The organism is Mesorhizobium sp. M8A.F.Ca.ET.161.01.1.1 (assembly GCF_004792105.1).
Classification (GTDB): domain Bacteria; phylum Pseudomonadota; class Alphaproteobacteria; order Rhizobiales; family Rhizobiaceae; genus Mesorhizobium.
Window position 1 is genome coordinate 240,538 of sequence record NZ_SRTD01000004.1, and the last position, 22,644, is coordinate 263,181.

A 22,644-nucleotide genomic window follows, 5' to 3' on the forward strand; every position below is an offset into this window, starting at 1 on the left:
CGATGAGCCTCGACAACCGGCCGGTCTATACGGGCGGCTGCCAGTGCGGCGCGGTGCGCTTTCGCGTCGAAGGCGCGCTTGGTGACGCCTCGGTCTGCCACTGCCGCATGTGCCAGAAGGCGAGCGGCAATTTCTACCTGCCGCTCGTCTCGGTGCGCGGCGCCAAGGTCGATTGGACGCGCGGCGAGCCCAAGCGGTTCCGGTCCTCCAATGCGGCCTGGCGTGGCTTCTGCGCCGAATGCGGCACGCCGCTGACCTTCGAGGCGCCCGACGGCATGGCGCTGGCGATCGCCGCCTTCGACGATCCGGCTGGTATCGCGCCGACCATCCAATGGGGCACGGAGGCGAAACTGCCCTACGTGGATTCCATTCCGCGATTGCCGGGCGAGGACACGATGGCGGATATGGGCTCGGCCCCCTATCTCGCCGAGCTCATCTCCTATCAGCATCCCGACCACGACACCGACCAATGGCCGCCGGAGGAAAGACCATGACCGAGACAGTCCGAACCGGCGGCTGCCAATGCGGCGCCGTGCGCTTCCGCATCAAGGGCGCGCTGGGACGCCCATCCATCTGCCATTGCCGGATGTGCCAGAAACAGTTCGGTTCCTTCTTCGGCGCGCTGGTGACGGTGCCCAAGGATGGTGTCGAATGGACCCGTGAGGAGCCCAGCTATTTCCAGTCGTCGGTCAACATCGATCGCGGCTTCTGCGCCCGGTGCGGCACGCCGCTGACCTACCGGCAGCCCGGCGGGCTCGAGATCGCCATCGGCGCCTTCGACGACCGCTCCGATCTGGCGCCGCGGATCCAGGTCAACTATGCGGCACGGCTGCCTTGGGTGGAGACGATCTTCGAGCAACCCGTCCACCAGGATCCAGACTATTACGCGCGACAGGAGCAGATCATCTCCTTCCAACATCCCGATCACGAAACGGCCAATTGGCCGCAACAGGGCCTGAAACTATGAGCTTGCGCACCCTCTATCCGGAAATCGAACCGTTCGACTCGGGCATGCTCGACGTCGGTAATGGCCATCAGGTCTATTGGGAGCGGTCGGGCACCAAGGGCGCCAAGCCGGCGGTGTTCCTGCATGGCGGGCCGGGCGGCACCATTTCGCCAAAACACCGGCGGCTGTTCGACCCCAAGCTTTACGATGTCATCCTGTTCGATCAGCGCGGCTGCGGCAAGTCGACGCCGAATGCCTCGCTGGAGGCCAACACGACCTGGCATCTCGTTGCCGACATCGAACGCCTGCGCGAAATGGCCGGCTTCGATAGATGGCTCGTGTTCGGCGGTTCCTGGGGCTCGACACTGGCGCTCGCCTACGCCGAGACACACCCTGATCGCGTCAGCGAACTGGTGGTGCGCGGCATCTATACGCTGACCCGCGCTGAGCTTGAATGGTATTATCAGTTCGGCGTCTCAGAGATGTTCCCCGACAAGTGGGAACGTTTCCTGGCGCCGATTCCCGAGGTCGAGCGCGGCGACATGATGGGCGCCTACCGCAAGCGGCTGGTCGGCTCCGACCGCAAGATGCGGATCGAGGCCGCCCGTGCCTGGAGCCTATGGGAAGGCGAGACGATCACCCTGCTGCCGGAGCCCGAAACCAGCGGTCCCTTTGGCGAGGACGACTACGCCGTCGCCTTTGCCCGCATCGAGAACCACTATTTCGTCCACGCCGGGTGGCTGGAGGAGGGGCAGTTGCTGCGCGATGCCGGAAAGCTCAAGGACATTCCGGGCACCATCGTCCATGGCCGCTACGACATGCCGTGCCCGGCGCGCTACGCCTGGGCGCTGCACAAGGCCTGGCCCAAGGCGGACTTTCATCTGATCGAGGGCGCTGGCCATGCCTATTCGGAGCCGGGCATCCTCGATCAGCTGATCCGCGCGACGGACAAATATGCAGGTAAATGACAGTGCCTGACTGCGCTCTGCGACGACTTTTCGAGCTATGGCCATGACAAAACAACGCCTCTATCTCTTCGACACCACACTGCGCGATGGCCAGCAGACGCCGGGCATCGACTTTTCGGTCGAGGACAAGATCGCGATTGCCAAACTGCTCGACGAGTTCGGCTTCGACTATGTCGAAGGTGGTTATCCCGGCGCCAACCCGACCGATACCGCCTTCTTTCAGCAAAAGCGCACGGCACGCGCCAAATTCGTCGCTTTCGGCATGACCAAGCGGGCTGGGGTCTCTGCCTCCAACGATCCGGGACTGGCGGCACTCGTCCAGTCGAAATCGGACGCCATCTGCTTCGTCGCCAAGAGCTGGGACTACCATGTTCGCGTGGCGCTCGGTTGCACCAACGAGGAGAACCTCGAGAGCATAAAGGTGTCCGTCGAGGCATCAGTCGCTTCGGACAAGGAAGCAATGGTCGATTGCGAGCATTTCTTCGACGGCTTCAAGGCCAACCCGGACTATGCGCTTGCCTGCGCGAAGACAGCTTATGATGTCGGCGCGCGCTGGGTGGTGCTTTGCGACACCAATGGCGGCACGCAGCCCTCGGAAGTGCGGGCAATCGTTGAAAAGGTCATCGCGGCGGGCATCCCGGGCGAGCATCTCGGCATCCACTCCCATGACGACACCGGCCAGGCGGTGGCCAATTCCCTTGCTGCCGTCGAAGCCGGCGTGCGTCAGATCCAGGGCACGCTGAACGGCATTGGCGAGCGCTGCGGCAACGCCAATCTGATCTCCATCGTGCCGACGCTGGCGCTGAAGCCGGCTTTCGCCGACCGCTTCGAGACTGGAATTTCAGCCGAATCGCTGACCGGCATCTCAAGGCTGTCCCGCGCCTTCGACGAATTGTTGAACCGGGCCCCGGAAGCGCAGGCCCCCTATGTCGGCTCGTCCGCCTTTGCCACCAAGGCCGGCATTCATGCTTCCGCGCTTGCCAAGGAGCCAGCGACTTATGAGCACGTGCCGCCGGAATCCGTGGGCAACCGTCGCCGCGTCATGGTCTCTGACCAGGGCGGCAAGGCCAATTTCCTCGCCGAGTTGAAGCGGCGCGGCATCGATGTGCCGAAGGACGATCACCGGCTCGACGCCCTGATATCCGTGGTAAAGGAGCGTGAGGCGTCGGGCTATGCCTATGAGGGTGCCGACGCCTCCTTCGAACTCCTGGCGCGCAAGATGCTGCATGGCCTGCCCGAGTTCTTCCACGTCACCTCGTTCCGCTGCATGATCGAGCGCCGCTTCGATGCCAACGGACAGTTGAAGACGGTATCGGAAGCGGTGGTCAAGGTGCTGGTCGAGGGCGAGGAGAAGATGTCGGTGGCCGAGGGCCATGGCCCGGTCAACGCGCTCGACATCGCGCTCCGCAAGGATCTCGGCAGATACCAGAACGAGATCGCCGATCTCGAACTCGCCGACTTCAAGGTGCGTATCCTCAATGGCGGCACCGAGGCCATCACCCGCGTGCTCATCGAATCGCATGACGGCACCGGCGCCCGCTGGTGGACGGTCGGTGTCTCCGAAAACATTATTGACGCATCGTTCCAGGCGCTGATGGATTCAATCATCTACAAGCTGATGAAGAACCGCGAGATGGCGGGGCTGGTGGCTGCGGAGTAAGTTGAACCATCAGCGAAAGTCCATTGATCCATCAGAACTTTGCGATGGTCTTGCCAAGGTTACTGGGCCATAGCGTTGGGCCATGGCCGCTGAAGCAATTGCCTCCGATACAGATTCAAAAGCCCGCCGCGGCTTCTTGCTGGCGCTGGGCGCTTATCTCTTGTGGGGGTTGCTGCCCTTCTACATGAAGGCGGTGGCGCATCTGCCGCTTGCCGAGGTCATTGCACATCGCATCGTCTGGTCGGTGCCGATTGCCGCGGCGGTCCTGGTCTGGGCCGGCCGCACGGCCGATTTCAAGGCGGCGATCCGCTCGCCCCGTACCATCGCCATGGCGGCGCTGACGGCGGCGTTGATTTCGGTCAACTGGGGCATTTACGTCTGGGCGATCGCCGTCGACCGCACCGTCGAGACAGCCCTCGGCTATTACATCAACCCGCTGGTCAACGTCGTGGTCGGCGCGCTGCTGCTTGGCGAACGGCTCGACCGGCTGCAGATCGCGGCGGTGGCGCTTGCCGCGGTTGCCGTCGCCGTACTGACGATCGATGGCGGCAAGCTGCCCTGGGTGTCGCTGGCGTTGGCGTTTTCCTTCGCCGCCTACGGCTTCTTCCGCAAGACGCTGCCGATCGGCCCCAGCCAGGGTTTCCTGCTCGAAGTGCTTTTGCTGTCGGTGCCGGCGCTGGGCTACATCGTCTTCCTGATCGCCACCAGACAGGACCATTTCGTCTCCGGCAATGGCACCGACACCGCGCTGCTCATCGGCTGCGGGCCGGTGACCGCCGTGCCGCTGCTGCTGTTCGCCTTCGGCGCCAAGCTGCTGCGCCTCTCGACCATCGGCATCATGCAGTACATAGCGCCGACCATGGTGTTTCTGATTGCCGTGCTGATCTTCGACGAGCCGTTCGGTACAACGCAGGCTATCGCCTTTGCCCTGATCTGGGCGGCGCTTGCGATCTATTCCTGGTCCATGCTGGCGACGGCGCGCCGGGCTACATCTGTCCGAGCCGCCTGACGAAAAGATAGGTCGCGCCCGCGATCAGCAGCGATACGGCGGTGACCACCCAGAAGCCCAATGGGGTGTTGACCAGCGGCAGGCCGCCGACATTCATGCCAAACAGGCCCGAGATGATGGTCATCGGCAACAGCACCGCCGTCATCACCGAGAGCACATAGAGCAGCCGGTTCGACTGCGTCGTCAGCTTGGCCATCAGCTCGTCCTGCAGCAACCGCGTGCGCGCCTGCAACTGCTCGCCGTCATAGTGCAGCGTCTGGGCGCGGTGCGAAAGCCGCGCTGCCATGTCGTTGATCGAATCCGGCAGGTCGTTGCGGTGCGAATGGTCGAGGTGGCGAAACAGATTTGTCAGCGTCGCCATCTGCCGGTGGATGACCACCAGGTGCCGGCGCGCATCGACCAGCGCCTGCCGCTCATTGTGCCATGCGTCGCAGACGATACGGTCCTCGATGCCGTCGAGACTGTCGCTGAGTGATGCCAGTTCCGCCGCCATGCCGTCGAACGACTGCCCGACGACAGCCTCGATCAGCTCGGCCGGCGAGCGGAACTTGCGCGATCCGTTCTCGATCGCCTTGCGGATGTTGTCGACCGATTGCAGCGGTTGCTTGCGGGCGCCGACCAGCATCGTATCGTTGAGCGCGAAGCGGAAATGACCAAGCCCGCCGGCTTCCGCCGAATAGTCATGGCGCAGGTCCGGCAGATCGCCGTAGAGCCAGTCATCCTCGAGGTCGATATGGCAGCCATGACTGGCGCCCAGGAAGGCTTCGCGCACCGGCGCCGGCAAGGCCTTATCGGCGCCGATCTCGTGGCGGGCGCGCATGTCGGAAAGCTGGTAGCTGCGCCATGTCCAGTGCGCGGCGGCGGCATCCCTGGTGCGCGCGCCCTCGGCGGTAAAGTGGTAGATGAAGAACAGCCCGTGCTCATCGGGCAGGTAAGGCGACAGGTCGGTGCCTTCGGCGGGGAGGGCGATATTCATGGCGGCTTCGCCGGTCTCTGATGCGGTCGGGGTCGCGGGGGCGGCCGGGTCCGATTTCTAGCATGGCATCCCCGATTTAGTGTGACTGTTTCGTGACGGCGCCTTCCTACAGGACGCTGGTGATCCCGCCATCCACCAGCAGTGTCTGTCCGCTCACGAAACTGGCGGCGTCGGAAGCCAGGAACACGGCGGCTCCAGCAAGTTCCTGCACCTCGCCCCAGCGCCGCATCGGCGTGCGGCCCGTCAGCCAGCCGGAGAATTTCTCGTCGGCGACCAGCGCGGCGTTGAGCTCGGTCCTGAAATAGCCCGGCGCGATGGCGTTGACGCGCACGCCGTGCTGGCCCCATTCGCCGGCCATCGACTTGGTCAGCATGGTGATGGCTCCCTTGCTCGCCGCGTAAGGCGCGATCGAAGGGCGCGCGAGCACGCTCTGCACCGAGGAGACGTTGATGATCGCTCCCCTTTGGCGAGCGATCATGCCCTTTACGACGGCCCGGCTCACCTTGAACACGCCGTCCAGGTTGGTGGCCATCAGCGCGTCCCAGTCGGAGTCGCTAAAGCTTTCCAGCGGCGCCCGGCGCTGGATGCCCGCATTGTTGACCAGGATGTCGATCGGTCCGGTGCCCGTTTCCGCCGCCGCGACCGCCTTATCGACCGACTGTGTGTCGGTCACGTCGATGACCGCTTCCGCGATCGAATGGCCCGCGGCGCGCAGCCTGTCTGCGGCCACTTTCAGATCGCCGGCCTTACGGCCGCCGATCGTGACGCGAGCGCCGGCGCTCGCAAGCGCCTCCGCGAAGGCCAGGCCCAGCCCGCGGCTGGCGCCGGTGATGAAGGCATGCTTGCCTTCGAGGCCGAACAGGCGGCCGAGATAGTCAGTCGAATGCAATTTGCACCTTCATCGATCGCGAACTGTCGGCCGCCAGCGCGAAGGCCCGTCTGGCCTCGGCAAGCGGCAGCACCAGCGTGCCGCGTGGCTTGATGACATGCAAGGCGCTTTGTCGCCTTGGCGCCCGGCTGGCGGCCGCGGTTGTCGCGGCCGTCAGCCTCAGCGCTTCGGCCCAAATCCCGGATAGGGGTTGAGCGGCACGATCGCGGCAATATCCATCATGCCGGCCTTGACCAGCGGCAGAGTGGCGAGATGGCCGCGCACATCGGCGTCGCTGCCGGCTTCGAACATCATGCCGCTGCCGGGAATGTCGCCGCGATTCCAGATCTGGCGCACCGCGCCTTCCGCATAGAGGGTGCGGCGCTGTTCGGCCTCGTCAGGCAGAACGGGTGCGAAATCCGCGTCGGTGAACTTTTCCGTGTTGCGGGTAAGAAGGGCAAGGAACTGCATTTCGATCTCCTGTTGTCAGTGGTTGATGGCAGGAGATATCGCGCCGCATGGTCAGACTGTCCAAGACTGATTAGGCTAAAGTTGAGACCTGAGAGGACTTGGGTTTCGAGGAGCAAAAATGTTCGACCTGCGCCAGATCAGATATTTCGTCACCGTCGCCGAAACCGGCAATGTCGGTAGAGCCGCTGAATTGCTGCATATCTCGCAATCGCCGCTCAGCCGGCAGATCATGCAGCTGGAGCAACAGCTTGGCGTCGCCCTGTTCGAGCGGGCAAAGCAGCGCGTTCATCTCAATGCCGAGGGCCGCGCCTTCCTGACCGAGGCCCGTGCCTTGTTGTCGAATGCGAGCCGGTTGGAGGAGCTTGGCCGCAACCTGGCCAGCGGTTCCACCGGGCGCCTTGCCATCGGCTATGTCGAGGGTGCGGTTCATGCCGGGCTTGTCGCCGGCATGCTGCGCCAGTTCCGCCGCGACCGGCCGGATTTTCACCTGCAGCTGAGAAGCCTGCGCTCGGCGGCGCAGATGGAGGGGCTTCGGCAGCGCTCGCTCGATCTTGGTCTGGTGTATTCTCCCGCGGCTGCCGACGATCCCGATATCGCCAGCACGCCGCTGCGCCACGAGCCGCTGGTGCTGGCCATTCCCGAAGACGATCCGCTGGCCGATGTGGCTGATATCCAGCCGCACCATCTCGACGGCCGCGTCTGGATCACCGTGGTGCGCCAGCCCGACGACACCAATCGTGGCCAGTTCCTCGCCGCTTGCGCCGAGGCTGGCTTCGTACCCGATATCGCTTATGAAACGGCCGACCCGCTGACCTCGCTCGGCCTTGTCAGCGCTGGCCTTGGTCTCGCCACCGTGCAGGCAAGCCTGCGCACTGCCGCGCCCCCCTCGATCCTGTTCCGCGACATGCCGTGGTTCGGGCGCATGGTTTCCATTCATCTCGCCTGGCGACGGCAGGACCGGCGCGCGGTTATCGCCGATCTGCGGGAGGCTGCTCGGAGGGAGGGGAGTAGGGAGTAGGGGAAAAGCGTGCGCTCGGGCAATGCAAACGTACTGCCCCCTAGCTCTACATCTTGTCGATCACCGACTGGACGCCTTCCGTCGGCGCGTCGACCGACGACCCGGCCACCATGATGGCGGCGACGATGGCCTCGGGGTCGTTGACGACCAGCGGCTTCACACGCTGAGCGGTGTGAATGAAGCCTTCCCCAGCCATGTGATCAAGCAACGCCGTCATCGGGTCCCAGAATCCGTTGACATTGCCGAAGACGATCGGCTTGCGGTGATGGCCGAGCTGCGCCCAGGTCATGATCTCGACGATTTCCTCGACTGTGCCGATGCCGCCGGGCAGCGCCACAAAGGCGTCGGATTTCTCGAACATCTTATGTTTGCGCTCGTGCATGTTGTCGGTGATCAACAACTCGTCGAGCCGGTCAAGCGCGGTTTCGGTGGCTTCCCTGTTGATGAGGAAGCGCGGAATGATGCCGGTCACCTTGCCGCCGGCCTTGAGCGCGCCTTCGGCGACAGCGCCCATGATGCCTTTGGTGCCGCCGCCATAGACCAGCCGCAGCCCTGCCTTGGCAATCGAGCGTCCAAGCAGATGGCCGGCCTTGACATAGATTTCATCGCGGCCCGGAGACGAGCCGCAATAGACGCAGACGGATCGAATCGTGTTCATACGGATGATTGGTGATTGGGTCTGGAAGCCTGGTCAAGCCCAAAGGCTGACAAGGGCGGGCTTTTTCTTGTCGGCTTTGGCAAAACACGCTAGACCGGCGTTAGGTGGCTAAGGGGTAGGGAAATATGGCAATTAATCCATTGAAGGCGTTCCTGTTCGCGGCGGGTGGGACCGTCGCGGCGGCGGGAACCGCCTATGTATCGGGCGCGCTCGACCCGTATCTTCATCCCGCGCCGCCGGCGCAAGTGGCGGCCTTGACGCCGCCCGCGGCGCCGAAACCCGCCGACCCCGGCACGGAAGGGCGGCTGCCGGCTCCGGCGGTGCCGGCCGCTCCGGCCGCGGCACCCCAGGCGACAGCCCCGGCAGCACCCGCAACCGATGCGGCGGCGCCTGCGGCGCCCGCGACGGCGGGTCCGATCGCGCCGACTTTCGACGTCGTGCGCGTCGAGAGCAACGGCTCGATCGTCGTTGCCGGCAAGGCGGCGCCCAACTCGAAGGTCGAAATCCTCAACGGCTCAACGGTGATCGGCTCGACGGTGGCTGGTCCCGATGGCGCCTTTGTCATCGTGCTCGACGATCCGCTGAAGCCCGGCGACTATACGATCGCGCTGCGTTCGACCGTCGGCACGGTCGTGACCGCCTCGGCGCAGACTGCCGTGGTCTCGGTGCCCGCGAATGCGGCTGGCCAGGTGCTGGCCATGGTCGAGGAGCCGGGCAAGCCGGCCGAACTGTTGACGGTTCCGACACCCGAGACAAAGCCGGCGCCGGCAACCGGCGACCAGGCTGCTGAAGCGCCCGCGACGGTCGCTCCAGCGCCCGCCGCGCCGGCGCCGACCGCGCCAGCCGTGGTTGAGGCACAACCCGCTCCGGCGGCACCGGCCGCGCCCGCTGTGGCTGAACCCAAGATCGTCGTCGAGGCGGTCGAAATCGACGGCAACAAGATTTTTGTCGCCGGCCTCGCCGATCCGGGCCGCAAGGTGCGCGCCTATGCCAACGACATTCTGCTCGGCGACGCACAGACGTCGCCGGACGGCCATTTTCTGGTCGAGGCGACGCGCGACATTCCGGTCGGCAGCTATACCATCCATGTCGACGGCCTCGATGCCGACGGCGTGAAGGTGGTGGCTCGCGCCGCCGTACCCTTCGAGCGCGAGCCGGGCGAGGCGGTCGCCGCCGTTGCCCCAGCCGGGACCAAGCCGGCCGAGACCAAGCCGGCAGAGACCAAGCCCGCTACGCCTGCTGCCGCGGAGGCACCAGCCGCTGCGGCGCCTGCTGTTGCCGCTGCTGCTCCGGCGGAGTCCGCACCAACCGCAGAGGCCCCGGCACCGGCCGTTGTCGCGGCAGCCACGCCGCCAAGCGACGTGCCCGAAGTCGTGTCGCCCAAGCTCGAACATGCCGACGGCGCGGTCGTCATTCGGCGCAACGATACGCTGTGGCGGATTTCAAGGCGCGTCTATGGTCACGGCGTGCGCTACTCCACCATATACCTCGCCAACCAGGACCAGATCAGGAATCCGAACCGCATCTGGCCGGGGCAGGTATTCAAAGTCCCGGAAAAGTCGAAGGAAGGTGAAGCCGCCGACCTCAAGGCGATGGGCGAGCAGGCGACCACTGCACCGGCGAAGACGCAATAGCGAGAGATCGGCAATTCCGGCGATCTACCCATCGGCCTAGCTTGCCCTGTCATCGCTCATCGTCTATCGCCGATGAACGATGACAGAATACATCCCCGTATCAGACCACGCCGCCTCGGCGGCGCCTGGCTGCATGCCGGACAGCCGCCTTGTCGCGGCGCGGTTCGCAGCGCTTTCGCATCCGGCCCGGATCGAGATACTGAGGCATCTGTCCGCCAGCAATTCCTGCTGCTGCCGTGAGGTTGTCGACCATTTCGATCTGGCGCAGTCGACCATCTCCCAGCATCTGAAAATATTGGTCGAGGCCGGCCTTGTCCGCTTCGAGCCCGATCGTCAACGATCGCGCTATGCCGTCGATCGCGCGGCACTTGCCGACGTATCGGCGTCGCTCGGCGCGCTCATCAATTCCTGCTGCTCCGGCCGCTGATCCTCTCACCCAAAAGGCAAGAAAAGTGGCCGAAAAAACCGTCTCCGCCGACACCTCGACACTCACGACATTGCGTAACCTCTGGCCCTATATGTGGCCTGCCGATCGCGCCGACCTAAGGGCACGGGTGACCTGGGCGACGCTGCTGCTGGTCGTGGCCAAGGTGACGCTGGTCGCCGGTCCCTATTTCTTCAAATGGGCAACCGATGCGCTGGCGGGAGGCTTCAAATCGCCCCCGCCGCTGCCGTCGTTCATGCTTGCCCCGGTGATGCTGGTCATTGCCTATAATGTGCTGAGGCTCGTCCAGCTCGGCTTCAACCAGCTGCGCGACGCTCTCTTTGCCCGGGTCGGCCAGCATGCGGTGCGTCAGCTTGCCTTCCGCACCTTCGTGCACATGCATCAGCTGTCGCTGCGTTTTCACCTGGAGCGCCGCACCGGCGGCCTGTCGCGCATCATCGAGCGGGGCACCAAGGGCATCGAGACGATCGTGCGCTTCATCATGCTGAACACGGCGCCGACGATCCTCGAATTCGCGCTGACCGCCGGCATATTCGGTTTCACCTATGGCTGGAAATACGTGGCCGTGGTGGCGATCACCGTCTGCCTCTACGTCTGGTTCACGGTCAAGGCGAGCGACTGGCGCATCTCGATCCGCCGCGACATGAACGACAGCGACACCGACGCCAACACCAAGGCGATCGACTCGCTGCTCAATTTCGAGACGGTCAAGTATTTCACCAATGAGCGCATGGAGGCCGAGCGCTTCGACCGCTCGATGGCGCGTTACGAGATCGCCGCCACCAAGACCTGGACCTCGCTCGGCTGGCTGAACTTCGGCCAGGGCTTCATCTTCGGCGTCGGCACGGTCGTCGTCATGTGCATGTCGGCGCTGGAGGTGCAGGCCGGCACCCAGAGCGTCGGCGATTTCGTTTTCATCAATGCCATGCTGGTGCAGCTTTCCGTGCCGCTCAACTTCATCGGCTTCATCTATCGCGAGATCCGGCAAGGGTTGACCGACATCGAGCACATGTTCGATCTGCTCGACGTGCCGCAGGAGATCGTCGACAAGCCCAACGCCAAGCCGCTGGCCGTGAGCGCCGGCAAGGTCGAGTTCCGCGACGTCCACTTCTCCTACGATCCGAACCGCAAGATCCTGAAGGGCGTCTCCTTCGAGGTGCCGGCCGGCAAGACCGTTGCCATTGTCGGGCCGTCGGGGGCGGGCAAGTCGACCATCTCGCGGCTGCTGTTCCGCTTCTACGACGTGCAGGGTGGCCAGGTGCTGATCGATGGCCAGGATGTGAGGGATGTGACGCAGGACAGCCTGCGCGCGGTGCTCGGCATGGTGCCGCAGGACACGGTGCTGTTCAACGACACCATCGCCTACAACATCCGCTACGGCCGTGTCAGCGCCGGCGAGGAGGAGGTGCGCAAGGCCGCCGAACTCGCCCAGATCGGACCGTTCATCGAGAAGCTGCCGGACGGCTACAAGTCGATGGTCGGCGAGCGCGGGCTGAAACTTTCCGGTGGCGAGAAGCAACGCGTGGCGATCGCGCGCACCATCCTGAAGGCGCCGCCCATCCTGATGCTCGACGAAGCCACTTCGGCGCTCGACAGCCACACCGAACAGGAGATCCAGGCCGCGCTCGACCTGGTCAGCAAAGGCCGCACCACCATCGTCATCGCCCACCGCCTGTCGACGGTGATTTCGGCCGACGAGATCATCGTGCTCAAGGATGGCCAGATCGCCGAGCGCGGCACCCATGTCGAGCTGATGCGAAAGCACGGCCTCTACGCCTCGATGTGGGACCGCCAGCGCGAGGCGACCGAGGCCGAGGAGCGGCTGCGCATTGCCCGCGAAAGCGACGAACTGGGTGTCGTCGTGCGCAGGCGCACGTCGGAAGTGTCGTAGTCGGTGGAGTGCCAATCTCCCCCCTTGTGGGGGAGATGCCCGGCAAGGCAGAGGGGGGCTGTCCCGCGGTCATCTCCGGTTTCTTTCGGAGCAGGCGCCGCTGTCTGGGCCTTTCCACAAATCAATCGAGAATCCTGCTTGACCTCAACTTAAGTTGAGATTGTAGACCGTCGCTCGAGAGCCGCGAAACAGCATCCTCGAGGACGAGACAAATGGATATGAGCGTTACGAATCAGAACGTTAACGGCAGCAGCGTGTTCAGGGTCGACAAGTTCGTCGTACCCGCCGCCGCGCGCGAGGAGATCCTTAGCAAGGTCAGGACGACACACGAATTGCTGCGCCAGCAGCAGGGTTTCGTGCAGGATTTCCTGCTAGAGCAATTTTCGGGGCCAGGTGAATTCAATCTGGTGACGATCGTCGAATGGGAAAGCCAGGCGGCCGTCGACAAGGTCGTGCCGATCGTCAAGGCGGCGCAAGAACGCGTTGCCTTCAACCCGCAGGAGACGCTCGCCCGGCTCGGCGTCAGGGCCGACATCGCCAACTATCAGCGGGTTCCTGGGCTCTAGCCCGGCCAGCCGACACCGGGTGCCGGCGCTTTAATGCCGAGCACTTGGCCGGTGCGGGCATCGCTGACCATGTGCTCGAAGCCGCGCCATTCGGCGGCGGTGATGAACAGCGTTTTCCTGTCCGCACCGCCCAGCATGCAGGCAAAGCAGCCGCGATCGGCGGTGACGGTCTGCAAGACGTCGCCGCCTTCGCGCACCCGCACGCAGTGTTTGTTGGGCACGTCGGCGTACCAGGCCGCCCCTTCGGCATCGAGGCAGATGCCATCGGGATATCCGTCTAGCGCGGCCCAGACGCGCCGATTGGACATAGTGCCGTCGGCGGCGATGTCGAAACCGGTGAGCCGGCTGGCATGGGATTCGGCGATGATCAGCGTCTTGTTGTCGGGCGTCACCGCCATGCCATTGGCGAAGGCGATGCTGTCAGCCACTTGGCCGATCGTGCCCTCCGGCGTGATCAGCACGATGGTGCCGGGGCCGAAATGCTCGCCGGCAGCCGGCGCCGGCCCGCCGCCATTGACATAGATGTTGCCGCGTCCATCGACGACGATCTCGTTCCATGGGCTTTTGGAGAGGGCTCGCAGATCGGCATGGGTGACGAGCGAGCCATCGGCTTCCTGCCGCAACAGCAGGCCTTCGCGGCCCGCGATCACCAGCAGCCGGCCATCCGGCAGCCAGTCGATGGAGTAGGGCAGCACGGCCGGGATGGTGAGCATGACCTCGCTCTTGCCGCCTTCGTCCACAGCGATGATCTCGCCGGTGCCCCAGTTGCAGACCCACAGGCGTCCGTCATGCCAGCGCGGCGATTCGCCGAAGGCGAGACCGGTGGCAATGAGACGCTGGGGAAGCGGGTGAAGAGCGTGGTTCTGCATAGCGAGGAACTCCTTGTTGGACGACGGCTTGCAAGACGGCGTCGTCTCATCAAGGACGGGCGGGGGATGGGTGTCCCGACTTCAGCGTCAGCATTTTCGTTGGCCGGAACGCTGCCCCTCACTTTGAGGTCCCGATAGCTCAGGTTTGAATTCCTATATCCCATTGTGCTGCCGATATTGTTTCGTCACAATAACCCGTGGGAAGTTTTTCCTAGCACTTAGGGATTTTTGAATGTTTGGCTTTTTCTCCAGAATATCCAAGAGAATCGCCCAGGCTTCGTCTGGTGTCCAGTCTCCAGCAGCGAGGCATGCATCGAGACCCCGGTTCTTGTTGCCGGTGATCGTGCCCCGGTCGATCGTAGATGAGGCGAATGAAGAACCTTTCGAAGTCGTCTTCGCTGTTGAGAAGTTCATCCACAGCATGGTTTCCGAGGGGCTTTACCGTAAATGGGAGATTAACCCGAAGGCGATGCAGGTCTCCCATGCTGATTTGTATTCGGCGGAGGTAAAGAACGGTGGCCATAGTCAATTCATCCATAATGCCGGCGAGGAGTTCGACGCTAGGTTGCAAACGCCCGCGCGGCTCTGACGGCCATTGGCGCAAAAGGGCAATTGGCGGCTCTCGAAAAGATGTCCACCTGGGTCGCCGATCACCCTGACGAGGCCGAAGAACAGACTGGCTTCGAGGGCGGCCGCGACGATTTTCTCGATACACTTGACCATGCGTTCTACGACGCCGACGAAGCTTCACCAATGATCGAGCTGTTGGCGCGCTGGATCGTGTCCTGGCCTGACCTGCGAGTTGTCGAAGACGAGACCTTCGATGAGGCCATACTTCAGTTGGCAATGGCCAATCCTCGTCGTGAACCTCGGCTCCTCCATCAATCGATCGCCGAGCTGGTCGGTCAGATGATCAGCGCTCGGAACGTGGGAGTCAGTCTCGCTTGCGCCAATGCAACGCCGCCGGAGGTCAGATTGTTGCTGGGCATGGCCAGGATGCTGGATGTCGATGGCGAGAAGCAATTGGTTTTTCAACTCCGGACCAATTCGAATGAGCCTCGCCTGTGCGTTGCAACGGGCAGCCACGCAGCATTTTATGAGTGCATACCTCCAGAGGCACCAGCGATTATTCGCCCCGGTGAAAACCTATTCACAGCCGGCGCGCCGCGCGTTGGCCGCAGGCTCGGGTACGCGGACGGGCAAATGGTAGCAAAAGTGATTGAGCTAGCGGAGGAGTATCATGCGCCGGTTGCCGTCGATCTTCTGTTGCGAAAGATTGGGGTCGATCCGACCAAGGCTATCGTTTCGGCGAATTCGGTCGTTCAGCGTGCGGAGGGGCCGGTTGTGAATTGGGTGGTGATGGCTGGTGGTCACGCTTTTCTCTTCCAGTCGTACCCGGATCGTGGCGTGCTGCTCCGCGGCGACCACGAAGAAAGTCTTGCGGAGGTTCATCGAAATGAGCTTCAGGAGTATTTTGACCTCACCGCCGCAGCTGGCGAATAAATTGTTCGTGGTGGATCCGAGCAGGCCCTTCAGCTGCCATTGCTTACTCGAGAAGAACACTTCATCGGCGTGGCGGCGCTGAGCGATGCCACTTGCCGGTGCCGCTCTGCTCGACGACCAGCACGGGTCGCCATCGCGGCGAAAGCTGGCGACAAACTCGCGCCGCCGATTGTCGCGTTGCGGGCAGGGGGTGTTTCCGCTATTGAGGCCGGACCTGAAACAGGGACCGCCCCCAGCCCATGAGCCTTGTCGACACGGTCAAGAACGCGTTCGTACCGATCCATCGCGAAGGCTATCCCTTCATCGCGGCCTTTGGCGCGGCGACGCTGTTCCTCGGCTATTTCTCCTCGATCCTGTTCTGGGTCGGCCTGATCCTGACCGCCTGGTGCGTCTATTTCTTCCGCGATCCCGAGCGCGTCACGCCTGTCGACGATCGCCTGGTGGTAAGCCCCGCCGACGGCATCATTTCGGCGGTGGGGCCTGCCGTGCCACCGCGCGAGCTTGGCCTCGGCAATGTCGAGATGACCCGCATCTCCGTGTTCATGAACGTCTTTTCCTGCCACGTGAACCGCTCTCCGGTGCGCGGCCGCATCGCCAAGATCGAGCATCGCCCTGGAAAGTTCCTCAATGCCGAACTGGATAAAGCGAGCACCGAAAACGAGCGCAATGGGCTGGTCATCGAGAGCCCCAACGGTACGGTGGCGGCAGTCCAGATCGCCGGCCTGGTGGCGCGCCGCATTGTCTGCTGGACCGAGGCCGGCGCTTCGATCGGCACCGGCGAGCGTTTCGGCCTGATCCGTTTCGGCTCGCGTGTCGACGTGTTCCTGCCTTTGACCGCCACGCCGCGCGTTGCCGTCGGCCAGACGGCCGTCGGCGGCGAAACGGTGCTGGCCGAATTCGGCGGCATCGCCGGCACGCCCCTCGTACGGATTTCCTGACCGGTGGGCACGCAGTATAAAAAATTCGAGGCCCATGCCAGCGGCGGTCCCCGCATCCGCGAGATCCCGATGCGCATGGTGCTGCCCAACCTCGTCACCGTGCTTGCCATCTGCGCCGGCCTGTCCGGCATCCGCTTTGCCTTCGAAAACCGCTTTGAAACCGCCGTTGTCATGGTGCTGCTTGCCGCCTTCCTCGACGGCATCGACGGTCGCCTGGCACGAATGCTGAAAGCCACCTCCAAATTCGGCGCGCAGATGGATTCGTTGGCCGACATCGTCAATTTCGGTGTCGCGCCAGCGCTGGTGCTTTATGCCTTCCTGCTCGACCGTGCCGGCTCGCCGGGCTGGATCGCGGCACTTTTGTTCGCGATCGCCTGTGGTTTGCGGTTGGCGCGCTTCAACGTGCTCGACGACGAGAAGGCCGAGCGCCCGATATGGCAGAGTGAATATTTCGTCGGTGTGCCGGCGCCTGCTGGCGCCGTGCTGGTGATGCTGCCGCTCTATCTCTATTTCCTGCGCCTTGGGGCGGAGCCCAGCCGGCCGGCCGCCTTCGTCGCCACCGGCTTCACCATCCTGGTCGCCTTCCTGCTGGTCAGCCGGTTGCCGGTCTATTCCGGCAAGAGCGTCAAGATCCCTGGCGACAGGGTGCTGCCGGTCATCCTCGCCGTCGTGCTCTATATCCTCCTGCTGATGACCTATCCCTGGTACACGCTGACGGCATCGGTCGCGGGCTATCTGATCTTCCTGCCGTTTTCCGTGCGTGCCTACTCCAAGCGCGCCAGGCTGGAAGGCGAGAAGGTGCCGCCTTCGGATATAGGTTAGGGTCGCAGACCACGGACCAACAAATCGGTCCAGGCGGACGCGAAGCGTTCGTCGCTGACCTCGATCGAGCGCTCGGCCCAGATCGCTTCGAAGACGCGGAACATGGCGACGCTGCCGACGATGACGGCGGAGACCGCGTCGCTGTCATGGGGACGCAGTTCGCCCTGGCGCTGGCGCTCCCGCAACCATTCGGCGACTGCGTGGTACGTGCTCTGCATGATCTCGCCACGCGCCGAGGCTTTCAATTCCGGAAAGGGCTCAAGATCGCGCCACAGGATTCTGAGCACGTCGCGATTCGCGCCGAGTTTTTCCAGCATGCTCTCCACGATCCGCCGCGCCCCCTGATCGACAGGAAGCACCTGTTCGCCAAGCTCGGCGCGTCCTTCCCGCGCCGTTCCAACAAACCGGTCGATTGCCGCGGCAAGCAGCGCCTCCTTTGAGGGAAAGTGCTTGTAGAGCGCACCCGAGCCACGCGACAGGCCGGCGGCTTCCTGAATTTCGGGAACGCTGGTCCGGTCATATCCGCGCTCGGCGAACAGGCGAATGGCTTCGCGTAAAATGCGCTCGCGTCCGGCGGATGGCGGCTTCATGGCTATTCCTGTCACTCGATCCTGGTGGTGGAGATTCGGCGCCCGACAGTACCATTCTCGCGCGAAATCGTAGGATCGCTCACGGCGCGCATCCACCCTGCTCGGAAAGCCATGCCTTCCATGTTCTTTCTCCCAGCCGTTCGCTGGTTTCGACCAGGCCCAAGGCAAGGCTTATCTTTCGACTCACCGGAAACGGCAGAATGAGGCGCCGGAGCCCGAGCACATCCCGGTATTGTCGAGCGAATGTCGAGAACGGCATCACCTCGGGTCCGCCGATCTGCGGGCGGACACCGCGTTCCCCGTCGCTGACAGCCTGGGCCAGATATCTGGCGACATCGCGTGTATCGACAGGATTTGAGGGCGAAGTCGGCAGCAGCCAGACCGGCAGCCATCTCAGCCCGGCCAGCATCTGCGCCAGAAGGTAAAAGAATGGCGTCGCGCGGATGACCGACCACGAAAGTGGCGACTCTCGCACAAGCTGCTCGCCCGCCAGCTTCACGCGGCTATAGGGCAGGGTGCTGAAGTCGAGGCCAACGATCGACACGAAGATGAAATGCGAGACATTGGCGCGCTGCGATGCGGCAAGCAGCCGCCGCGTGCCTTCGACGTCGACATCCGACGGACTGGAGAAGAAATCGATCGGCCGCATACCGCGCCTGGCGATCGGTGACAACGTTGCGGCATGGATGACCGTATCGACGTCGCCAAGGGCTTCATCAATGCCTTCGCCCGTTGCGAGGTCGCCAAGCGCCCATTCGACGGCGCGGTCCAGCCTCGCTTCCCTGGCCAGCAACCTGACAGTGTGTCCGGACGCGGTCAGTGCCGGCACGAGATCGTGTCCGAGATGCCCGGTGCCGCCGGTGACGAGGATCTTTGCCATGCTGGATCTCCTCGCCGTGCAAAGGAGGTGTCATGTCGCGCTGGCAGAAATATGCATGCTCAGCCTGCCTTACTCAGTGAGTGAATACTCTCTCACCTTAGATTTGTCCATCTGAATCGCTGCGGCAGGATGGCGCGGTCCTTGGTCATGCGAAGACGACAGCGGGCCTCGAAAGGGGGCGTTTATAAGAGTCTGGCGTAGGTGGCACTAAGCCGCCACGCCAAGCCCCAGCCGGTCGATCGCCAGCTTTCTGGTCGATACATAATCGGTCTTGCCCGAACCGAGCACCGGGATTTCCTCGACCTTGACGATGTCGTTGGGCACCATCAGTTCGGCCGCGCCGGCCTTTTTGCCGAACTGTCGCAACTCCTCGGCGCTTGCTTCGTCAGCGGTGGTGACCAGCACGATGCGCTCGCCCCGCCTCTTGTCCGGCACCGCCACCGCCGCATGGTGTTCTTCCGGCCAAAGCGACTGCACCAGCATCTCCACCGCGCCCAGCGACACCATCTCGCCGGCGATCTTGGCGAAGCGCTTGGCGCGGCCGCGAATGGTGATGAAGCCTTCGCGGTCAACGGCGACGATGTCGCCCGTGTCGTGCCAGCCGGTCAGCGGCTGCAGTTCGCCGGGGCGCTCCGCGGTCATGTAGCCCATCATCATGTTCGGCCCGTCGAGCCACAACTGGCCGGCATCATTGATGCCTTCGACCGGCTCCAGCTTCATGCGGATGGCCGGCAGCAACCGCCCGACCGTGCCGTCGCGGCCGTGGATCGCGGTGTTGACGGCAACCACGGGCGCTGCCTCGGTCAGCCCGAAGCCCTCGATGATCTCGGCCTGGAAGCGTTCACGATAGGTGCGGCGGGTGTCCGGCTTCACCGCCTCGGCGCCGGCAACGACGAAGCGCAGGCTGGAAAAATCCCCGTCCTTGGCAGTGCGCGCATAGTTGGCGAGAAACGTGTCGGTGCCGAACATGATGGTCGGTTTCACCTTGCGCGCGATCTCGGGGATGATCTTGTAGTGGAGAGGCGAGGGATAGAGGAACAGTTTTACCCCGGTGACCAGCGGCAGGATGGTGCCACCCGTCAGGCCGAAGGAATGGAACACCGGCAGCACGTTGAGCAGGATGTCCGCCGGCGAAATGGTGATCCGCGCCTCGGCCTGCATGGCATTGGCGAGAAGGTTCTTTTGCGACAGAACGACCGCCTTCGGCGTGCCTTCCGAACCCGAGGTGAAGAGGGTCACGCCCGGCCTGGCCGCGTCCTGCCGTTGCAGTGGCAGGCGCCACAGCAAGGCGGCGGCAAGCTTGTCCAGCGTGGTGACGCTGGTCCGCAAATCTTCCAGCCACAGCAGCCGGGCGCCGCCCGTTTCGGCCGCGGCGACGATATCGGCGAGATCGGCCTTCTCGACAAAGGCACGCGAAGAGACAACGGTGCGGATGACGGCCGTGCGGATCGCCGCGGTGACGCTTGCCGGCCCGGCCGTGTAGTTGATCATTGCCGCCACCCGGCCCGCCGAGAGAAGGCCGACGAGCGACAGCACGACGCCATTGGCGTTGGGCAGCATCACCCCCACCGCTTCGCCCGGCGCCGTCACCGCCTCGAAGCGCCTGCCCAGCACCCGTGCGCCGATGAACATCTTGCGGTAGCTCAAGGCCCCCGAGATGACATCTTCGATGATGGTGTGCGAGGCGCCGACGCGGTCGGCGGCGTCGCGCATGGCCAGGAACAGGCCGCGGTCGAGGTCGGTGCCGAAAAGCCGGGCCTCGGCGACACGGTCGAACAGCGCATTGGTGTTCGAGGCCTGGTCCGGGTTGCGCGCCACCAGTTCGGCGACCGTCATTGGCTCCAGGACACTGATCGCCAGCCGTGGAAACCAGTGACGCGGTGCCTTGTCCGCCGGCGTCAGCGAGACCGGCAGGCTGCGTGCACCGGCGACAAAGATCGGCACGATGCGGGCATCGGCCTGCATGGCGATGCGGGTGACGGCGCGAAACAGCCGAAACGTCTTGACGTCGGGCTCGACCGCATCGGGCAGATAGACGGCCAGCCGGCCCTTGCCCTTCAGCACGCGCACCAGCCGGCGGCTGACGAAGACATGTTCGGCGTTGAAAGCAATGGTGCGGCCGAGTTCGCGCCAGGGCTCGAGCCATGGCGAGCGCGCCGAGACCTCGTCGAGTATATGCAGCGTGTCGTCCGGCAGCAGCGAAAGCATCAGTGCCGGCTCGAAGCGCGACTGGTGCGAGATGACATAGATGACCGGCACCTGCGCCTTGCGGGCGACCCTGATGCGATTGTCGCTGATCCGGTAGGCGAGTTTGAACGGCACGTAGAGCAGCGCCTGCGTGAAACGCAGGTCGAGGCGGAATTTCTCCACCGCCCCGATCAGCAGCCATGCCACGACCAGGCCCGCAAGCAGCGCCAGTGTCAGGATCATGCCGCGTCTCTCCCAACGGTTCTGTCATCGCGGCTCTTGTGAGGCCGCTTCGAGAGCAGAGCCTAGCGGAAGTCGAGGCAAGGTCAATGCGGAAGGGGGCCGCCTCACGCCGCCTTCAGCCGCCCGCTGATGAAACGGAACTCCTGCGTCTTGCCGCCATAGCCATAGGCGGCTGCCGGAACCTCGTGCACGAAAGCATAGCTTTCCTGGTGCACGCCGCCCAGCAGGCGGCCAAAGGCGTCGAAGATCGCCTTGAGATAGGCTTCCAGTTCGAGCTTGGTGTTGGTGCCGTCGACCACCTTGATGTCGAGCCAGAACGTGTTGGTGCCGTGCTCGGCGAGCGACTTGCCGCCGGCGAACCAGTGCTGCGGATCGAGATAGGACACGGCCACCGCGGTGATTGTCGGATCCTTGCGCAGATGCGTGGCGGTGATCTCGGTTACTTCCCTGGCGATGCTGGCGGACAAGGTGGCATCTGGCTTGCCGGTGACGCTGACATTGATGATGGGCATTTTTCTTCTCCTTGGTTTCTAGCGGCGTCGGTCGCCGTTGGAGAGACCATGCCATCATCTTGGATTCAAAAAAATCGAATTGTTTTAAATCGAAGATTCGATAATATCGAATTGTGGAAACGCTCGATCCCGACCTGCTCAGAACCTTCCTTGCTTTCGTCGACAGCGGTTCGCTGGCGCAGGCAGCCGCCAATATCGGCCGCTCACCGTCGGCGGTGACGGCCCAGATGCAGCGTCTGGAAGAGATCGTCGGCGAACCGCTTCTGGCGCCACAGGGCAGGGGTCGTGGCCTGACGCCGGCAGGCGAGGACCTCGTCGGCCATGCCAGGCGCATCCTTGCCGTGCATCGCGAGGCGTGGCTGGCGCTGAAAGGCGCACGCGCTGCCGGGCGCGTCGCCATCGGTACGACACAGGATTTCGCCGATAGCGGCCTGCCGGACCTGCTGCGAGCCTTCGCTTCCAGCCATCCGCGCGTCAGGATCGAACTGCGGGTCGGTCGTTCCGCCGAACTGGCGCAGGCGCTGCAGGCCAGCAGCCTCGATCTGGCGATCGTCATGCGCCGGACCGCGGTGCCGGATGAGGTCGGCGTGCTGCGCGAGCCGATGATATGGCTGTGTTCGAGCAAGGGGCTGGCCTCGCGGCAGGAAGAATTGCCGTTGGCGCTACTTGATCCCTATTGCGGGTTCCGCGAAGCGGCACTCGCCGCGCTCGATGCCGCAGGCCGCCGCTATCGTATCGCCGCCGGCAGCGCCAGCCTTGCCGGACTGCGCACTGCGGTGAATGCCGGCGTGGCGCTGACCTTGCGAACCCCCCGCTTTGCCCATTCCGGCATTGTCGAAGCACCGCGCGAGCTTGGCCTGCCGCAGGTGCCGATGGCTGAGTTCGCGATCCGGCTGCGCGCCGGCGCCGATGCGTCCGCGGGCGATCTGGCGGCGCTGCTGGGTGACAACCTGGCTCTCTCCGGTTGATTTCCAAAAGGCCGCATTCCGT

The 22,644-nt window shown here is 63.9% G+C and carries 24 protein-coding genes; 15 read left to right on the forward strand and 9 right to left on the reverse strand.

Features of this window, described 5'->3' with window-relative positions; translation table 11 throughout:
• Positions 1-2: 2 nt before the first annotated feature.
• The 5 genes from EN804_RS12685 (at position 3) to rarD (ending at position 4,583) form a co-directional block, all read left to right on the forward strand.
• Entirely contained in the window at positions 3-494 is a 492-nt protein-coding gene (locus tag EN804_RS12685; protein ID WP_127871402.1) for a GFA family protein, read from the forward strand.
• Entirely contained in the window at positions 491-967 is a 477-nt protein-coding gene (locus tag EN804_RS12690) for a GFA family protein (protein WP_127280640.1), read from the forward strand. Before EN804_RS12685 ends, EN804_RS12690 begins: the two co-directional genes overlap by 4 nt.
• Entirely contained in the window at positions 964-1,914 is a 951-nt protein-coding gene (gene pip / locus EN804_RS12695; RefSeq protein ID WP_127871403.1) for a prolyl aminopeptidase, read from the forward strand. The genes EN804_RS12690 and pip overlap by 4 nt, the downstream gene beginning before the upstream one ends.
• Before the next feature lie 37 nt (positions 1,915-1,951).
• Positions 1,952-3,574: a citramalate synthase gene (gene cimA / locus EN804_RS12700; RefSeq protein WP_189524510.1), complete on the forward strand. Its 1,623-nt coding sequence runs from the start codon at positions 1,952-1,954 to the stop codon at positions 3,572-3,574.
• Positions 3,575-3,656: 82 nt separating this feature from the next.
• Positions 3,657-4,583 (forward strand): EamA family transporter RarD, encoded by a 927-nt coding sequence (rarD, locus tag EN804_RS12705; RefSeq protein ID WP_135919624.1) that lies wholly within the window; start codon positions 3,657-3,659, stop codon positions 4,581-4,583.
• Here the strand turns inward: rarD and EN804_RS12710 are convergent.
• From EN804_RS12710 to EN804_RS12720, 3 genes are all read right to left on the reverse strand, one after another.
• The gene (locus EN804_RS12710) at positions 4,561-5,559 is read right to left on the reverse strand and encodes a transporter (RefSeq protein WP_135883341.1); all 999 of its coding nucleotides are present in this window, start codon (positions 5,557-5,559) and stop codon (positions 4,561-4,563) included. The two genes, rarD and EN804_RS12710, sit on opposite strands and share 23 nt — an antisense overlap.
• Before the next feature lie 106 nt (positions 5,560-5,665).
• Positions 5,666-6,448 (reverse strand): glucose 1-dehydrogenase, encoded by a 783-nt coding sequence (locus EN804_RS12715; RefSeq protein WP_135919627.1) that lies wholly within the window; start codon positions 6,446-6,448, stop codon positions 5,666-5,668.
• Positions 6,449-6,607: 159 nt separating this feature from the next.
• Complete coding sequence (locus EN804_RS12720) at positions 6,608-6,898, reverse strand: muconolactone Delta-isomerase family protein (protein ID WP_135919629.1); 291 nt, start codon at positions 6,896-6,898, stop codon at positions 6,608-6,610.
• A 118-nt stretch (positions 6,899-7,016) separates the two neighbouring features.
• On the opposite strand from EN804_RS12720, the gene EN804_RS12725 reads away from it, so the two are divergent.
• Positions 7,017-7,916 (forward strand): LysR substrate-binding domain-containing protein, encoded by a 900-nt coding sequence (locus EN804_RS12725; RefSeq protein ID WP_135863768.1) that lies wholly within the window; start codon positions 7,017-7,019, stop codon positions 7,914-7,916.
• Between the two features lie 46 nt (positions 7,917-7,962).
• Here EN804_RS12725 and EN804_RS12730 read toward each other — a convergent pair whose 3' ends face one another.
• Complete coding sequence (locus EN804_RS12730) at positions 7,963-8,574, reverse strand: TIGR00730 family Rossman fold protein (RefSeq protein ID WP_127281002.1); 612 nt, start codon at positions 8,572-8,574, stop codon at positions 7,963-7,965.
• A 125-nt stretch (positions 8,575-8,699) separates the two neighbouring features.
• On the opposite strand from EN804_RS12730, the gene EN804_RS12735 reads away from it, so the two are divergent.
• From EN804_RS12735 to EN804_RS12750, 4 genes are all read left to right on the forward strand, one after another.
• Positions 8,700-10,208: a LysM peptidoglycan-binding domain-containing protein gene (locus tag EN804_RS12735; protein WP_135919631.1), complete on the forward strand. Its 1,509-nt coding sequence runs from the start codon at positions 8,700-8,702 to the stop codon at positions 10,206-10,208.
• A gap of 133 nt (positions 10,209-10,341) precedes the next feature.
• Positions 10,342-10,635, forward strand: coding sequence for a metalloregulator ArsR/SmtB family transcription factor (locus tag EN804_RS12740; protein ID WP_135883434.1), 294 nt, complete (start codon positions 10,342-10,344; stop codon positions 10,633-10,635).
• Between the two features lie 25 nt (positions 10,636-10,660).
• On the forward strand, positions 10,661-12,544 hold the full coding sequence (locus EN804_RS12745; protein WP_135863772.1) for an ABC transporter ATP-binding protein/permease: 1,884 nt from the start codon (positions 10,661-10,663) through the stop codon (positions 12,542-12,544).
• A 218-nt stretch (positions 12,545-12,762) separates the two neighbouring features.
• Positions 12,763-13,110 (forward strand): antibiotic biosynthesis monooxygenase, encoded by a 348-nt coding sequence (locus tag EN804_RS12750; RefSeq protein ID WP_127280728.1) that lies wholly within the window; start codon positions 12,763-12,765, stop codon positions 13,108-13,110.
• On the opposite strand, the gene EN804_RS12755 is transcribed toward EN804_RS12750, so the two are convergent.
• Entirely contained in the window at positions 13,107-13,979 is an 873-nt protein-coding gene (locus EN804_RS12755; RefSeq protein ID WP_127871410.1) for an SMP-30/gluconolactonase/LRE family protein, read from the reverse strand. The two genes, EN804_RS12750 and EN804_RS12755, sit on opposite strands and share 4 nt — an antisense overlap.
• A 232-nt stretch (positions 13,980-14,211) precedes the next feature.
• On the opposite strand from EN804_RS12755, the gene EN804_RS12760 reads away from it, so the two are divergent.
• The 4 genes from EN804_RS12760 (at position 14,212) to pssA (ending at position 17,242) form a co-directional block, all read left to right on the forward strand.
• Positions 14,212-14,568 carry a hypothetical protein gene (locus EN804_RS12760; protein ID WP_135919633.1) on the forward strand — a complete coding sequence of 119 codons (357 nt, stop codon included), beginning with the start codon at positions 14,212-14,214 and terminating at the stop codon, positions 14,566-14,568.
• A 41-nt stretch (positions 14,569-14,609) separates the two neighbouring features.
• Positions 14,610-15,482: a hypothetical protein gene (locus EN804_RS12765; RefSeq protein WP_135919635.1), complete on the forward strand. Its 873-nt coding sequence runs from the start codon at positions 14,610-14,612 to the stop codon at positions 15,480-15,482.
• A 239-nt stretch (positions 15,483-15,721) separates the two neighbouring features.
• The gene (locus EN804_RS12770; protein WP_127278715.1) at positions 15,722-16,420 is read left to right on the forward strand and encodes a phosphatidylserine decarboxylase; all 699 of its coding nucleotides are present in this window, start codon (positions 15,722-15,724) and stop codon (positions 16,418-16,420) included.
• A 75-nt stretch (positions 16,421-16,495) separates the two neighbouring features.
• Positions 16,496-17,242, forward strand: a complete 747-nt coding sequence (pssA, locus tag EN804_RS12775; RefSeq protein WP_245464392.1) for a CDP-diacylglycerol--serine O-phosphatidyltransferase — start codon at positions 16,496-16,498, stop codon at positions 17,240-17,242.
• Here the strand turns inward: pssA and EN804_RS12780 are convergent.
• From EN804_RS12780 to EN804_RS12795, 4 genes are all read right to left on the reverse strand, one after another.
• Positions 17,239-17,832, reverse strand: coding sequence for a TetR/AcrR family transcriptional regulator (locus EN804_RS12780; RefSeq protein ID WP_127278713.1), 594 nt, complete (start codon positions 17,830-17,832; stop codon positions 17,239-17,241). The two genes, pssA and EN804_RS12780, sit on opposite strands and share 4 nt — an antisense overlap.
• Positions 17,833-17,911: 79 nt before the next feature.
• A complete protein-coding gene (locus EN804_RS12785) occupies positions 17,912-18,712 on the reverse strand; it encodes an NAD(P)H-binding protein (RefSeq protein WP_135883333.1) in 801 nt (266 codons plus the stop codon).
• A gap of 207 nt (positions 18,713-18,919) precedes the next feature.
• Positions 18,920-21,142, reverse strand: a complete 2,223-nt coding sequence (locus EN804_RS12790) for an AMP-binding protein (protein ID WP_135883332.1) — start codon at positions 21,140-21,142, stop codon at positions 18,920-18,922.
• 104 nt (positions 21,143-21,246) lie between these two features.
• Entirely contained in the window at positions 21,247-21,654 is a 408-nt protein-coding gene (locus EN804_RS12795) for a 4-oxalocrotonate tautomerase family protein (RefSeq protein WP_127871414.1), read from the reverse strand.
• 113 nt (positions 21,655-21,767) lie between these two features.
• Here EN804_RS12795 and EN804_RS12800 point away from each other — a divergent pair, with 113 nt between their 5' ends.
• The gene (locus EN804_RS12800; protein ID WP_135919637.1) at positions 21,768-22,622 is read left to right on the forward strand and encodes a LysR substrate-binding domain-containing protein; all 855 of its coding nucleotides are present in this window, start codon (positions 21,768-21,770) and stop codon (positions 22,620-22,622) included.
• Positions 22,623-22,644 lie beyond the last annotated feature (22 nt).

Bases quoted from the DNA above. Each gene is read 5' to 3' on its own strand.
- EN804_RS12785 (WP_135883333.1), bottom strand. From the start codon at position 18,712: ATGGCAAAGATCCTCGTCACCGGCGGCACCGGGCATCTCGGACACGAT.
- EN804_RS12710 (WP_135883341.1), bottom strand. From the start codon at position 5,559: ATGAATATCGCCCTCCCCGCCGAAGGCACCGACCTGTCGCCTTACCTG.
- EN804_RS12760 (WP_135919633.1), top strand. From the start codon at position 14,212: ATGTTTGGCTTTTTCTCCAGAATATCCAAGAGAATCGCCCAGGCTTCG.
- rarD (WP_135919624.1), top strand. From the start codon at position 3,657: ATGGCCGCTGAAGCAATTGCCTCCGATACAGATTCAAAAGCCCGCCGC.
- EN804_RS12735 (WP_135919631.1), top strand. From the start codon at position 8,700: ATGGCAATTAATCCATTGAAGGCGTTCCTGTTCGCGGCGGGTGGGACC.
- EN804_RS12750 (WP_127280728.1), top strand. From the start codon at position 12,763: ATGAGCGTTACGAATCAGAACGTTAACGGCAGCAGCGTGTTCAGGGTC.
- pip (WP_127871403.1), top strand. From the start codon at position 964: ATGAGCTTGCGCACCCTCTATCCGGAAATCGAACCGTTCGACTCGGGC.
- EN804_RS12685 (WP_127871402.1), top strand. From the start codon at position 3: ATGAGCCTCGACAACCGGCCGGTCTATACGGGCGGCTGCCAGTGCGGC.
- EN804_RS12725 (WP_135863768.1), top strand. From the start codon at position 7,017: ATGTTCGACCTGCGCCAGATCAGATATTTCGTCACCGTCGCCGAAACC.
- EN804_RS12755 (WP_127871410.1), bottom strand. From the start codon at position 13,979: ATGCAGAACCACGCTCTTCACCCGCTTCCCCAGCGTCTCATTGCCACC.
- EN804_RS12740 (WP_135883434.1), top strand. From the start codon at position 10,342: ATGCCGGACAGCCGCCTTGTCGCGGCGCGGTTCGCAGCGCTTTCGCAT.
- EN804_RS12690 (WP_127280640.1), top strand. From the start codon at position 491: ATGACCGAGACAGTCCGAACCGGCGGCTGCCAATGCGGCGCCGTGCGC.
- pssA (WP_245464392.1), top strand. From the start codon at position 16,496: ATGGTGCTGCCCAACCTCGTCACCGTGCTTGCCATCTGCGCCGGCCTG.
- EN804_RS12795 (WP_127871414.1), bottom strand. From the start codon at position 21,654: ATGCCCATCATCAATGTCAGCGTCACCGGCAAGCCAGATGCCACCTTG.
- EN804_RS12770 (WP_127278715.1), top strand. From the start codon at position 15,722: ATGAGCCTTGTCGACACGGTCAAGAACGCGTTCGTACCGATCCATCGC.
- EN804_RS12780 (WP_127278713.1), bottom strand. From the start codon at position 17,832: ATGAAGCCGCCATCCGCCGGACGCGAGCGCATTTTACGCGAAGCCATT.
- EN804_RS12765 (WP_135919635.1), top strand. From the start codon at position 14,610: ATGTCCACCTGGGTCGCCGATCACCCTGACGAGGCCGAAGAACAGACT.
- EN804_RS12720 (WP_135919629.1), bottom strand. From the start codon at position 6,898: ATGCAGTTCCTTGCCCTTCTTACCCGCAACACGGAAAAGTTCACCGAC.
- EN804_RS12790 (WP_135883332.1), bottom strand. From the start codon at position 21,142: ATGATCCTGACACTGGCGCTGCTTGCGGGCCTGGTCGTGGCATGGCTG.
- EN804_RS12730 (WP_127281002.1), bottom strand. From the start codon at position 8,574: ATGAACACGATTCGATCCGTCTGCGTCTATTGCGGCTCGTCTCCGGGC.
- cimA (WP_189524510.1), top strand. From the start codon at position 1,952: ATGGCCATGACAAAACAACGCCTCTATCTCTTCGACACCACACTGCGC.